General features: G+C 55.6%; 11 protein-coding genes. 8 read left to right on the forward strand and 3 right to left on the reverse strand.

The window, feature by feature from the left end:
* Window positions 1-29 precede the first annotated feature (29 nt).
* Window positions 30-1,430, forward strand: coding sequence for a 23S rRNA (uracil(1939)-C(5))-methyltransferase RlmD (rlmD, locus tag SynBIOSU31_RS06945; RefSeq protein WP_186492699.1), 1,401 nt, complete (start codon window positions 30-32; stop codon window positions 1,428-1,430).
* Here rlmD and pheT read toward each other — a convergent pair.
* Window positions 1,399-3,855, reverse strand: a complete 2,457-nt coding sequence (gene pheT, locus SynBIOSU31_RS06950; protein WP_186492700.1) for a phenylalanine--tRNA ligase subunit beta — start codon at window positions 3,853-3,855, stop codon at window positions 1,399-1,401. The genes rlmD and pheT overlap by 32 nt on opposite strands.
* Before the next feature lie 128 nt (window positions 3,856-3,983).
* On the opposite strand from pheT, the gene rpmG reads away from it, so the two are divergent.
* From rpmG to SynBIOSU31_RS06965, 3 genes are all read left to right on the forward strand, one after another.
* A complete protein-coding gene (gene rpmG / locus SynBIOSU31_RS06955; protein ID WP_066907761.1) occupies window positions 3,984-4,184 on the forward strand; it encodes a 50S ribosomal protein L33 in 201 nt (66 codons plus the stop codon).
* 38 nt (window positions 4,185-4,222) lie between these two features.
* Window positions 4,223-4,444 carry a 30S ribosomal protein S18 gene (gene rpsR, locus SynBIOSU31_RS06960; RefSeq protein WP_006041316.1) on the forward strand — a complete coding sequence of 74 codons (222 nt, stop codon included), beginning with the start codon at window positions 4,223-4,225 and terminating at the stop codon, window positions 4,442-4,444.
* A 105-nt stretch (window positions 4,445-4,549) separates the two neighbouring features.
* Window positions 4,550-6,487, forward strand: coding sequence for a ribonuclease catalytic domain-containing protein (locus tag SynBIOSU31_RS06965; protein ID WP_186492701.1), 1,938 nt, complete (start codon window positions 4,550-4,552; stop codon window positions 6,485-6,487).
* Here the strand turns inward: SynBIOSU31_RS06965 and SynBIOSU31_RS06970 are convergent, their stop codons facing one another.
* Entirely contained in the window at window positions 6,488-8,254 is a 1,767-nt protein-coding gene (locus SynBIOSU31_RS06970) for an FAD-dependent oxidoreductase (RefSeq protein ID WP_186492702.1), read from the reverse strand.
* A gap of 188 nt (window positions 8,255-8,442) precedes the next feature.
* Between SynBIOSU31_RS06970 and metG the strand changes: the two genes are divergently transcribed.
* A complete protein-coding gene (metG, locus tag SynBIOSU31_RS06975; protein WP_186492903.1) occupies window positions 8,443-9,987 on the forward strand; it encodes a methionine--tRNA ligase in 1,545 nt (514 codons plus the stop codon).
* Window positions 9,988-9,995: 8 nt separating this feature from the next.
* Complete coding sequence (gene lptC, locus SynBIOSU31_RS06980; protein WP_255477408.1) at window positions 9,996-11,174, forward strand: LPS export ABC transporter periplasmic protein LptC; 1,179 nt, start codon at window positions 9,996-9,998, stop codon at window positions 11,172-11,174.
* On the opposite strand, the gene SynBIOSU31_RS06985 is transcribed toward lptC, so the two are convergent.
* Window positions 11,104-11,769 (reverse strand): cofactor assembly of complex C subunit B, encoded by a 666-nt coding sequence (locus SynBIOSU31_RS06985; protein WP_186492904.1) that lies wholly within the window; start codon window positions 11,767-11,769, stop codon window positions 11,104-11,106. The two genes, lptC and SynBIOSU31_RS06985, sit on opposite strands and share 71 nt — an antisense overlap.
* A gap of 67 nt (window positions 11,770-11,836) precedes the next feature.
* Here SynBIOSU31_RS06985 and SynBIOSU31_RS06990 point away from each other — a divergent pair, with 67 nt between their 5' ends.
* A complete protein-coding gene (locus SynBIOSU31_RS06990) occupies window positions 11,837-12,244 on the forward strand; it encodes a tellurite resistance TerB family protein (RefSeq protein ID WP_186492704.1) in 408 nt (135 codons plus the stop codon).
* Between the two features lie 30 nt (window positions 12,245-12,274).
* Window positions 12,275-12,952, forward strand: coding sequence for a photosystem II repair protein Psb32 (gene psb32 / locus SynBIOSU31_RS06995; protein ID WP_186492705.1), 678 nt, complete (start codon window positions 12,275-12,277; stop codon window positions 12,950-12,952).
* The last annotated feature ends 1 nt before the right edge of the window (window position 12,953 follow it).

The raw sequence follows: 12,953 nt of genomic DNA on the forward strand, positions 1-12,953 counted from the left end.
TTGGAGCAGAGGGGTGTTACGCCATTGCAATGACAGCGATGAATGAAACACCGCATCCGGGACTGACCATCGATGTCGTTGGAGAGGATCTCGATCAGCAGGGTCGAGGTCTGGCTCGCTGGAATGGCTGGGTGATCACAGTCCCTGAACTGCTTCCAGGAGAAGAGGCCAAGGTCAAAGTCCAGCAGCGTCAGCGGCGGATGTGGCTGGCTCGAAGAGTAGAAATTATCTCCTCATCCCCCCATGCCCGCCGACCACCGTGCATTCTTGCCCGCGATTGCGGTGGTTGTTCCTTGCAACATCTTTCGGTGGAGGCCCAGAACAGCTGGAAGCAAGATCGACTGATCAACACGCTGACTCGCATTGGGCAGCTGGATCCAGACGTGAACACGCTGGTGAGTCCCGACCAAGAATCTTTGGGCTACAGAAACCGAGCATTGATCCCGGTGCGTCGCGATGGCCCGAAGGTGCGGCTGGGCTATTACAAACGTGGCAGTCATCGCATCGTTAATCTCAATCACTGCCCAGTTCTGGATCCTCGACTGGATGCATTGATTGCACCAATCAAACAGGATCTTGAATCCACCAGCTGGCCCATGGATTCAGATCTGCAGGGTGAGCCTGGTCTTCGTCACCTGGGACTAAGAATCGGCATCCGAACCGGTGAAGTGCTGATCACCCTGATTTCGGCCACCCGCTCCCTGAAAGGAGTGGGTGCGCTGAGTGCTGAGTGGATGCGTCGCTGGCCACAGCTAAAGGGAGTGACGCTCAATCTGCAGCCCAAACGCAGTAACGCTGTTTTCGGTGAGCAGACCCTATGTCTTCAGGGTGAAGATGCGATCGAGGAGAAATTCTGCGATCTATCGCTGGAGCTTGGCAGCACCACTTTTTTTCAGGTCAACACCCCCCGGGCCGAGCGGGTAGTTGAGCACATCCGCGACTGGCTTACCGACTCACAACAGCATCAAAGGGTGATTGATGCCTACTGCGGCATCGGCACGATTGCCTTACCGCTTGCTGCCGCTGGCCACAAAGTAACCGGTCTGGAAATTAGCGCTGCATCCGTACGCCATGCCGGACGCAATGCAAGACGCAACGGTCTTAGGACAGCACAATTCATGGATGGAGATGTCGCTCGGAACCTGAGCGAACTGTTGCCGCTGCACGATGCTCTGGTGGTTGATCCACCCCGAAAGGGTCTGGATGTCACCGTGCTCACCATGATTCTCAGTGATCCACCGCAGCGATTGGTGTATCTGAGTTGTGATCCTGCAACCTTGGCGAGGGATCTCAAACAACTGGCAGGAAATTCAGGTCCTTATCGGATTGAACGAGTCCAGCCGATGGATTTCTTCCCTCAGACCTCTCACCTGGAATGTCTGGTGTTGATGTCGAGGTTCAACTGCGCAACTCCACCTGAAACTGCTTGACCAGTGACTGGCGCACCTTGTCATGAACAGGCTGAATGATGTCGTCGGTCAGCGTGCTGTCTTTGCCGCGATAACGCAGCCGGAAGGCCTGACTGCACTGATCGGAGCCCAGCTGACCGCCTTCAAAACGATCGATCAATTCGACCGACTCCAAGAGTGGTTTGCCTGCTTTACGGATGGCCTGCAGAAGATCCCCTGCTGCCAGGCTGCGTGGAACAACCATCGCCAAATCACGCTCCGATGAAGGCAGGGTGGAGTAGGGCTTGAATTGCGGGCTCCAGCGATTGCTGCGGGTGGCTGCCTCCAGCAGGCGTGACAGGTCCAGGTCGAAGAGATAAGTGTCCGCCGGCAGCTCATGGTTTGCACACAGAGCAGGATGCAATTGACCGAAGCAGCCAAGAGGGCGACCTTCAATCACCACAACCGCTGCACGGCCTGGATGCAGACGCGCATCATCGGCGAGGCGACGGTCCTGGGCCTCAATTCCCAATGAAGTCAGAACGGTGGTGAGCACCCCTCTGGCGTCGTAATAGTTCAGAGGTTGTGGCTTTCCACTGGACTGCCACCGCGAGAGACGACGATCGCCACAGATCACCCCCGAGAGCCGAGCTTCCTGATCGATCGCTGCGCCATCGGAGCTGAACACATTTCCGATCTCGAACACCCAGCAACCAGGTTGAGACGCCTGAAGGTTGCGCTGACAAACCTGAAGATGCTCCAGCCAGAGGGCAGTGCGCAGATGGCTGGTCTCCGCCAACAGGGGATTGCTGATCGCAATGCGAGTTGGATCGGCTTCATCGGCGCCGGTGAGGGACAAGGTGGTGATTTCTTGCAATCCTGAGGCGCTCAGACGCTGACGCAAACGTCGTTCGGCCTGCTGAATGAGCGTTAGCTGACCAGGTTGAAGCGGGTCCGGGAGTTGGGACTGAAAGCGATCAAATCCCACCAGTCGTGCCACTTCTTCAATCAGGTCAACCTCACGCAACAGGTCCATGCGCCTCGATGGGGGAACAACCACCTTCCACCCATCGGCATAGGACGTAAGTTCACAACCAAGTGCTGCGAGACAGGACTCGACCTGATGTTCAGCGAGCGGCTGAGGCTGAGCAGTGCTGTCTGAGGGTTTAAGTGATCCGAGTAAGCGATGGAGTGAGCTGCGCCGCAGGCTCACAACATGATCTTCTCCCTTTTCTGCTGCACAAACCCAGGTGTCGCCAATTTCAGCATCAAGCATTTCTCTGAACAGGGACAAAGCACGACCTGCTGCGAGCAGTGTGATTTCCCTCGGCAAACCCTTCTCGTACCGACTGCTGGCATCCGTGCGCTGTCCTGTGGCTCGGCTGGCGTTGCGCACAGATGTTGGGGTGAATAGGGCAGATTCCAGCCAGATTCTGCGAGTTTGATCGGTGACGCCGCTTTCGGCACTGCCCATCACACCGGCTACGGCGACAGCACGATCCCGACATGTCACCACTTGAACACGAGAATCCAATTCGATTTCACGCCCATCCAGACCTGTGAAGAGCTCATGCTCACGGGCCTGACGAAGACCAAAATCCTTTGCTCTGATTCCGGTACCGCTGATTGATTCCAGTGCATCCGCATCGAAGGCATGCAGAGGCTGGCCCTGTTCAAGCATCACCATGTTGGTGATGTCGACTACGGCATTCACAGGATTCACTCCGGCACGGGTCAGCCTTTGCTGCAACCACTGCGGTGATCGGGATGAGCCATCGATGCCCTTGACCTCGGTCAAGCCGTAAAGGCCCCCAGCCTCCATGGCAGCTGTGGACTGCTGGTCAGCGTCCAACGTTTGCGTGACGGCTGGAGCAGTTGCCCGGGGCAGTGAAAGGGGTGCTCCTGTCAGTGCGGCCACTTCCCTTGCAATGCCTGTCATGGACAATCCATCAGGCCGGTTGGCTGTGATGGCTAGTTCGAGAACGCTGTCGTTGAGGCCCAGTGATGGCGCCACTGGCTCTCCCGGAGAGGGTGAATCAGCAAGGAGATCCTCAAAGATGGCAATCCCATCCACATCACTGGTCTGACCAAGTTCAGACAGAGAACAGATCATCCCCTCACTGCTTACACCTCGGAGTTCACCCGCTTTGATCGTGAGGTTCACGGCAGGGAGAACGGCTCCGACCATGGCGACAGGAACATGAATGCCGGCACGCACATTTTTGGCTCCGCAGACGATTTGCAGGTGCTCCTCAGCGCCCACATTGACCTTGCAGATGCTGAGTTTGTCAGCATTGGGATGGCGATCGCAGGCCACTACCTCTCCGACAACAACGCCCTGTGCAAGGAGAGAGAGATCCTCCATCTCCTCCACTTCAAAACCAGCCATCGACAAGCGTTCACCCAGTTGATCCGCTGGCTCGTTCACCTGCACTAGATCCTGCAGCCAGGAGAGAGAAACCCGCATCGGGAGCTTGAAGTCAGCGCATGATCTTACGAACTCGCAATCACTGGCCGAAGCCAAAACAGGGGTGTGGTGAACCTGTAATGTGGATGATCGTCATTTCGCTTCGCAACTGCGGCGCTACGTCCTTTATGGCCAAGAACAAGGGCGTCCGGATCGTTGTCACCATTGAGTGCACCGAATGCCGGTCCGTTCCCGCTTCCGAAAAGCGATCTCCCGGTGTGTCCCGCTACACGACCGAGAAAAATCGTCGGAACACTACAGAAAGGCTGGAACTGATGAAGTTCTGCCCGCAACTCAACAAGATGACTCTCCACAAAGAGATCAAGTGAGCCTGCTATTCATCCAGTTTTCCAATCGTTTCTGATTCATGTCCAGCTCCTTCTTCAAGAAGCGCCTTTCTCCAATTAAGCCTGGCGATCCCATCGACTACAAAGATGTGGATCTGCTTAAGAAGTTCATTACTGAACGCGGCAAAATTTTGCCTCGCCGTCTTACTGGTCTCACTGCAAAACAGCAGCGTGATCTCACTAATGCTGTGAAGCGAGCCCGGATTGTGGCTTTGCTGCCTTTCGTGAACCCCGAGGGTTGATTCCTGGCCGCTGTTGACTGCAAACCGGGAGATCTGGTCGGCATCAGCGACCTCAAATCAGCTCAGCTTGCTGTTGTTCTTGCTGCTCAAGGAAGCAAACGCCGTTTGAGTGTCGGCTTTCGAGGCAAGGAACAAGTTGTTCCAGCTCGGACCATCGATTTAATTCACCCCCTGCCTGGCGACGTTGACCCGTCTACTGGGCTGGGGGTTTCTCCTTGGACCTTCAACGAGCATGACCTTCAAGAATGCAGTCCCAACTGTCGCGACTGGGGCGAAACATGGGTCCTGCTGCTGGAATCAACTGAGACCGTTGATCTAGCTGATTTTGCTGAGTTGGCTTGCGGTACAGATTCTGTGTTGAGCAAAGCTGCCTGTTGGCTGGCTTTGCATCGAAACCAGGACTTTTTTCGTTGGAAGCAGGGTGCGGTTCAGGCAAGGCCTGCTGCCGAAATCCGTAGTCGACGCGCTGAACGGCGTGTACAAGTCAAAGCTGAACTACGAATCAAGCAGTGGGTCCAATTTTTGAAGGCCCGCCAACCATTGGTCTTCAATACACTTGACCCTCTGCACCAGCAGTGGATCAAAAGCCTGCAACAGCTGGTTGGTGACGGTGCTGAGGCGATCGAACTCGACTTTCAGCTCTCGCAGTCTTTGAAAACTGCTCGAGTGGAAGCCAATGCCAAAGATCTCCGTCATCTGCTGATTCAGCTAGGCCAGTGGGATGAACATCGACCGGCCTCAATCGCCGGTACGCCCTGGAGCAACGGATTCAGTGAAAATCTGCTTCTTGAAGCCAAGGAACTAGTCGAAAAGTGTGACAGGACGACTCCGGAGGATGAGAACAGACTTGACCTCACCGCTCAGACCTGCGTCACCATTGATGATGCCGAGACGAATGACATTGACGATGCCATTGCTCTGGAACGTCGACAAGACGGTTCCAAACGTCTCTGGATCCATATCGCTGATCCAGGTCGATTGATCCCCGAGGGTTCACCCCTTGATCTTGAAGCTCGACGGCGTGGCAGCAGTCTCTATCTGTCGAGGGGCACTCTTCCAATGTTTCCAGCCGAGCTCTCGACAGGCCCCTTCAGTCTCAAGACTGGTCGCCATAACGCTGCCTGGAGCACCTGGGTGGATCTCGACCCGCATGGCGACGTTACCGATTTTGGGATCCTGCGTAGCTGGGTCACCCCCCGTTACCGCCTGACGTATGACGATGCCGATGAACTGATTGATCTCGCTCCACCTGAAGAGACGGATCTTGCTGAACTTCATGAGTTGCTGGAACGGCGACGTCGTTGGCGGACTGATCGGGGTGCGCTTCAGATGGAGCTGCCTGAGGGCCGTATCCGATGCCGTGATGGCGAGTTGTCCGTGCAGGTCACGGAGCCAAGTCCCTCCAGGACAATGGTGGCTGAGGCCATGATTCTCGCTGGGGCCGTTGCCGCTCGATTCGGATCGACTCACAATCTGGCTCTGCCGTATCGCAGTCAGCTCCCAGCCGATCTTCCCCCTGCTTCTGAGCTGGAACAGCTACCTGATGGAGCTGTTCGCTTTGCTGCAATGAAGCGTTGCCTGAGCCGCGGTCTAATGGGAACCCAACCCTCGCCCCATTTCAGTCTTGGCCTCCAGGCCTACGCACAGGCCACCTCGCCGATCCGCCGCTACGGGGATCTTGTTGTACAACGCCAGATCGCCGCTGTGATCAACGCTGAAGATCCACTGAGTGAACAATCGATGCAGGACCTGATCAACACCTTTGATACTGCTGTACGCGAAGGTCTGACGATCTCAAGGGAGGATCAGCGCCATTGGCAACAGGTCTGGTTCGAACGTCATCAGAGCGATCAGTGGCGAGTGGATTTCCTGCGCTGGTTGAGACCTCAGGATCGGCTGGGGTTAGTTCGTCTCGATGATCTGGCCATGGATGTTGCTGCTGAATGCCCCACGGGATCGGTGCCTGGAGATGCTCTTGTGCTGCGGGTTGATCAGGTGGATTCCCAGTGTGACCAACTCAGACTGCTTGCCCTGGCTTGTTGATCACCGCAATGAGGATGTTCGAAACCATCCTCCCCAAGGATTGTGTGTGCCCTGCACATTGATATTGGTCGGTTTGTTGATGGTCTGAAGTCTCTCGTTCACTGCTGGTTCCAAGGTGATCAACTGGCAGGGATCATCCCCTTCGACGTGGATTATGTAGCCACCCTCGTTATCAGGACTGACCATCGCCTTCAGTGTCCTGCCTGAGTCCAATGTTTCCGGAGGAGCTACCGCCAGGGGCTCCTGATTGAGGGTTGCTGTCTGCCGCTCCAACCACTGACTGTGATGCCAGGGAGTATCCCAGAGAGGTGCGACTGCCGATGGAGCGATGGCATCTCCGATCAGCCGATTCTGCAAACTGCGCACCGATAATTCAGAGGGTTGCCGGTTTGATTCCACGGCGAGAGCGGACGCTGCTCCGGCGGCTTGTCCCACATTCATGATCAAAGGCTGCAATCGGGTGGCGCCATTGGCCATGTGACTCGTACTGAAGGCCTTGTCTGCCATCAGGAGATTATCGATGGCATCACTCAGCAGAGCTCCGAAAGGGATGCAGAAGGGTGTTCCTGTCCAGCGACCGCCCCAATGGCAACTTTTGGGAGCTAACGGCCAATCATCACCGGGGTAGTGATGGTCATTGGCGTAATTGCCCACCGCAATCGACTGCAGAATTCCACTGTCATTGACTGGTGGGCCAGACATACATTCCCCTTCAGCCAGGGGGAGCAGATCCTGTTCAATCACCGTGGTGCGACCAATCATTCGGCGACCCTCACGCCAATACGGCATGGCGGCAATCCAGGGTGCAGGACTTCCAGCGCTGCTGGGAAAGGCCTGGCCGAGTTGCAGCCATCCGTCAGTGGCCTTGATTAACGCATCGGCAAAGCAGAGACTGTGCTCCTGCATCTCGCTAAACAGCACAGCTTCCTGGTCTGGATCAGCGAAGAATGCTCGTTCTAATCCTCGATGCCAGTCATTGCCGCGTAATGGCCAATTGAGCATCACCAGACCTGACGGCAAGTGTCCGTAGGTAATGGTTTTTTCCAGTCCGAATGTCTCACAAGCTCCATGAAAGGGGTCAGCTAATCGTGAGACAACAGCTTGAACCTCTTGGTGGCAGTGATCGGCAAGCTGATCACTCTGCAGTTGGCCCATCACCACCCAGGTGGGTGACTGCACGGGTTGAGTTTTAAAAAAAGAATCTGCGCTCAGACGTTGCTGCGATGGCGCACTGGGCTCATCCCACTGTTCCTTCGGCTCCCAGCCAAAACGGAACGGTGCATTCGCCATGGGCAGAAGATCACCTCGATCGCTGCCATCGATGACAACTCGGCATGTCACCGTGCGCACCTCCTCATCCACCTCCAAGCACAAACCTGTGATCAGAGAGCCCGCACGCTCAACACTCAGCAACCGACAACCTGGCCACCAAACCAACCTGGATTCCTGACGCAGCCAGTTCTGAAGAATGCTCTCCGCTGTTTGGGGTCTGTAGCCGAAACAGCTCACCCAGTTCTGGTCCAGTCCTTCTGGCTCAGCTGCTTCCAGTTCTCGCAGAAACGCTCCCCAAAGTCCTGTCTGCCATGGAGTCAGTTCGTTGCCATCAGGACAGCACACACCGGCAGTACTGACCATTCCGCCAAGCCATGAACCCGGGGTGAGGAGCAGGGTGGAGGCACCACCACGTGCCGCCTGAATTGCCGCTGCGACTCCACCAGTCCCCCCTCCCCAGACCAGGACGTCCACAGAATCAATGCTGACGGTCATGGTCTTTTCCGTTCCTGAACGAGGACGGCACCCACAGTCGGTAGTTGGCCTGGCTGAGAGGCATGCCTCTAAATCAGACCTCACTCAGTCGCTTGCTGCAGACATCGGGGGCGCAAGATCAGAGACCCGGAAAGAGGGTCGTTAAGATCCTGCCCCAGAGCCAGGGGCCAAAGGAGAGCGCCGAAGCGATGACTTACAGCCTCACAACTCCGCTCTATTACGTCAATGCCAAGCCGCATCTAGGGAGCACCTACACAACCATCGCTTGTGATGCCTTGGCCCGCTTCCAGCGCCTTGAGGGACAGCAGGTTCTGTTTGTCACAGGAGTGGACGAGCACGGTCAGAAGATCCAGCGCACGGCTGAGGCTCGCAACATCAGCCCACAAGCCCACTGTGATCTGATCAGCCGCGAATACATCGATCTCTGGTCGAGATGGGAGATCAGTAACGATCGATTTGTCCGAACCACCAACAAGCGTCACCTTCCCCTGGTTCAGGAGTTTTTCCATCGCTGTGAAGCCGCCGGTCATATCCGTACCGGTCATCAAGAGGGTTGGTACTGCGTCGACTGCGAGGAATTCAAGGACGACCCTGCTGATGCTGAATCACCTTGCTGCTCTACCCACCTGAAGCCTCTTGAATGGCGCGATGAAGAAAACCTGTTCTTTTGTCTCTCACATTTTCAGAAGCCAATTGAGTCGCTGATCGCTAAGCCTGGATTCATTGCTCCAACAAGTCGTCGCAAAGAGGTAGAAAATTTCGTGGCCGGAGGCTTGCGTGATTTCTCAATTTCACGGGTGAATGTGTCCCATGGGCTCCCAGTGCCGGGCCATTCCGGTCATACCTTTTACGTCTGGTTTGATGCTCTGCTTGGTTATCTGACAGCTTTGCTCGATGATGGAGGTCCAGTCGATCTGGATCGTCTGAGCAGTGCAGGCTGGCCGGTGAGCGTGCACGTGATTGGTAAGGACATCCTGCGTTTTCATGCCGTTTATTGGCCAGCCATGTTGATGTCGGCTGGTTTGCCGCTACCCAAAAGTGTCTTCGGACATGGATTCCTGACCCGCGAAGGCCTGAAAATGGGCAAATCTCTCGGCAATGTGCTGGATCCTCAACTGTTGCTTGAACGCTGCGGAGCAGATGCAGTGCGTTGGTACCTACTTCGAGATATTCAGTTCGGTGAAGACGGTGATTTCCAGCAGCAGCGATTTGTGGATCTGGTGAATAACGATCTCGCCAACACGATCGGGAACCTACTCAACCGCACTTCATCGATGTCCAGAAAATGGTTTGACAACGGCTTACCTCCTGTGAGTGAGTCCGTTCGTGTGGAGCATGCACTGCGCAGCAAGGCAGAGCTGACGATTCAGCAGGTTCGGACGTCGATGCCGGAGCTCAATTTTCAAAAGGCTGCTGAAGCAGTGCTTCAGTTGGCAATCGACACCAATGGTTTCCTCAACGAACAAGCTCCCTGGAGTCAGATGAAGCAACCAGGACAGGAAGTTCAGGTTGGTGAAGATCTTTATGCCGTTCTGGAATGTTCCCGGATTGTGGGGATTCTTCTGCAGCCGATTGTGCCTGATCTCAGTGAACGCATCCTTACCCAGCTGGGTCTCTGTGCAATTTCTGGATCGTGGAACGATCATCTGAACTGGGGAAAGCTGCTTCCTGGATCAGCCCTTCCCAAGCCGGAACCTGTCATGCAGAGACTTGAGCTCGAATCACCACTCTGATGACCTTGATGAACGCAACAGGTCACCTTCGTACTGGTCTGATGATGTCCCTGTTGCTGCTGACGGGCTGTGTCAGTGAAAAACCTGCATCAACGGTTCAGGCACCACCCTTCGTTTTTCGCTCGCTCAAACTCGAACAGAAGACCAAGCAAGGATTGATGGACTGGAGTCTGAACAGTCCGGAAGCCCGTTACGAGCTGAATCGACGTCTCGTTCGCGCCCGTCAGCCCATCGGTGTTCTCTACAAAAATGGAAAGCCATCATTTCAAGTGCGATCCGATCTTGCACTCGTCGTCAATGATGGCGAGCAAATCCTGCTTGAAGGGGATGTCAGGCTGCAGCAACTCAACGGTTCCAAGCTTCTGATTCAGGGAGACCGTTTGCGTTGGAGGCCACAGCAGGGGGTTTTGCTGATTGAGCAGCGTCCCAGGGCCACGGACAAGGAGTCCCGGATAAGTGCCAGCAAAGCGCAGCTCCTGCAAACCACGAACGACCTAACGCTCAAGGGAATTGTCAAGCTTGAGCGCTGGTCTGAGGATTCCGATCCATCCAGACCGGATACAACACTCAGAACCGGTTTAGCCCAGTGGAATCTCGACTCTGGTCTGCTGAATGCCAAGGGACCTGTTCTGGCACAGCGACGTGATCAGGAAGGAACGGTGCTTGAGCAGCTTCAGGGCAAGAGTCTCCAAGGCAACACGACAGTTGGTGACTTGAAGGTCATGGCTCCAGTGATTGTCCAGATGCCACGCCAAAAAGGTGTGCTCAAGGCTCAGGACACCACCTGGAATTTTCGAACACAGATCGTGCGTAGCGAGCAACCCTTCAAAGCGGAACTCGACGGCACCAGGATCTTTGGCAATGCTTTTGAGGCTCAGCTGCAGAACACCACTGTTGTGATCAAGGGTGATTGCAAGATTGAACAGCCCTCTGAAGCGCTCGATGCGACGACATGTCGCTGGAACTGGGGCACCGAAGAGGTTCTTGCGGAGGGGAATGTGCTGTTAAAGCGTGAGGCCAATGACCAGCAAACCCGTGCCAGCAAACTGGTGGGTCAGGTTGGGGAGAAAGGTCGGATCACTTTTACCGCGCCTGGTGGAAAGGTTGAATCCCAGGTCAGATTTCCTTCGGATCAATCTGTCGATCAGAGTCCTCGATCACGGAAATCTGCTCCAGTTGAGTTTTGAGACGTTCTGCCCAACCCGCTAGCCACCGTTCATCGGATCGTGTGAAGCAGCGCTCTGACCAGCCTCCGAGGACAATCCATCCACGCTGTCCGAGGGGCTGAATCATCACCGCAGGTAGACCTGGCAGAACAGCATCAAATTCCTGACGACCTGGGTACAGCGCCGTTCGGACGAGTGATACCAGGGCCTGTCGATCCGTGCTGCGTCGACAGATGTCACCAGGGGAGAACGGATCCTTCGTGATCAGGCCACGTCTCAGCAGCACCTTCTCGTCCCAATTCACCAGGATCGTTGCCGCCGAGGTGGCCGTCAGAAACTGGTGGCTTCCCCATGCCAATTCCGTGCGCAGGCTTTCGGACAGTCCAGCGGCGATTTCAAGACCCTGCTCCCCCACAAGTTTGACAGCTTTGGGATTGCGCGGAACAGCCCGGGTCCAAAGCACTGCCACGAGCATCAGGCCAACAGCAGCCATACCGGACAGCACTTCTGCTCGCTGCAGAGCCGGTGTGAATGTCCCGGCTGTCAAAGCATTGAAGACAGCCAGCCCCAACACCAAAAGTCCGGAGATCAGGCTGAGTCGCGCGGCGCCTGGCATGGTCTCAAGAGTCCTGCGGTCAGAAGAGCTCACTCTTGCTCAAATGGGGCAGCACTGACCAGTGGTGATGACGGACGTAGAAGCTTTTGCCTCGATCGCACTCGCTGCGGTGGCCTGCGACGGCACCCTTGGACGCGAGGAAGCCCATGCGCTCCGACGATCACTGGAGTACCGCACTCCCTATAAAGACCGCACAGAACAGGAAATGGGAGCGTTATTCGATCGGCTTTTGTTCACGCTCCGCGAGCAAGGAGTGAACCAGCTGGTTACTGAGGCACTCCCTGCGCTGTCACCCATCCAGCAGGAGACGGCTTTGGCGGTGGCGGTTCAACTCACCCATGCCGACAGGGATGTCTCACCAGCAGAACAGTTGTTTCTGAACCAACTTTGTGAGCGACTGTCGCTTCCTGATGGTCGTGCTCTGGCTGTGATGGAGGCGATCATGGCCTTACATCGCGACAGCCTTTCCTCCTGAAGGCAGACTGGCACCACAATGCTCCTAACCATGAAGCGTCTGAACCACCTCGTTGGAGGGCTTCTGTCTGCTGTGTTCTGTCTTTTGATCGCTGTTCCAGCGGCGGTGGCAGTTTCCGCACAGGACTTTCCGCTCTCATTGCCTGAAGAAGTTGTGCTCGATTCAGGTGATGTGCTCAGCAGGGCCAGCAGGAACGAGATCAGTACCCGATTGCAGGAACTGAATCAGTTTCATGTCGATGCCCGTTTGGTGACATTGCGACGACTCGACTACGGACTCAGTCTTTCCTCTTTTGGAGACGAGCTGTTGGAACGCTGGGGAGAGGAGTCCAACCTGACTGATCGCCCCCTGCTGATCTTCCTCGAGGAAACACAGAGCAAGCAGGCGACAGTTGTCGCAGCCAAAGAACTGCTTGACCAGCTGCCTGAGTCCCTGTTACGCAGCACAGGACGCACAACCATGAGTCAACCGTTGCGTGATGGCGATCGCTTTCGACAAGCCACCCTCGATGGTGTGAGCCGAATCGAAATTGTGCTGAATGGAGGAGAAGATCCTGGTCCACCTGTTCAACTTGAACTTGCGTCCAACCCCACAAATATTCCTACAGCTGAAGAAACTGAAGAAAGCAACGCCTTTACATGGGTTGTCGTTCTTCTGGTCGTCGGCACCATAGTACCAATGGCGACCTGGTGGATTTTCTCCAGCTAAC

The organism is Synechococcus sp. BIOS-U3-1, assembly GCF_014279975.1.
Lineage (GTDB): Bacteria > Cyanobacteriota > Cyanobacteriia > PCC-6307 > Cyanobiaceae > Synechococcus_C.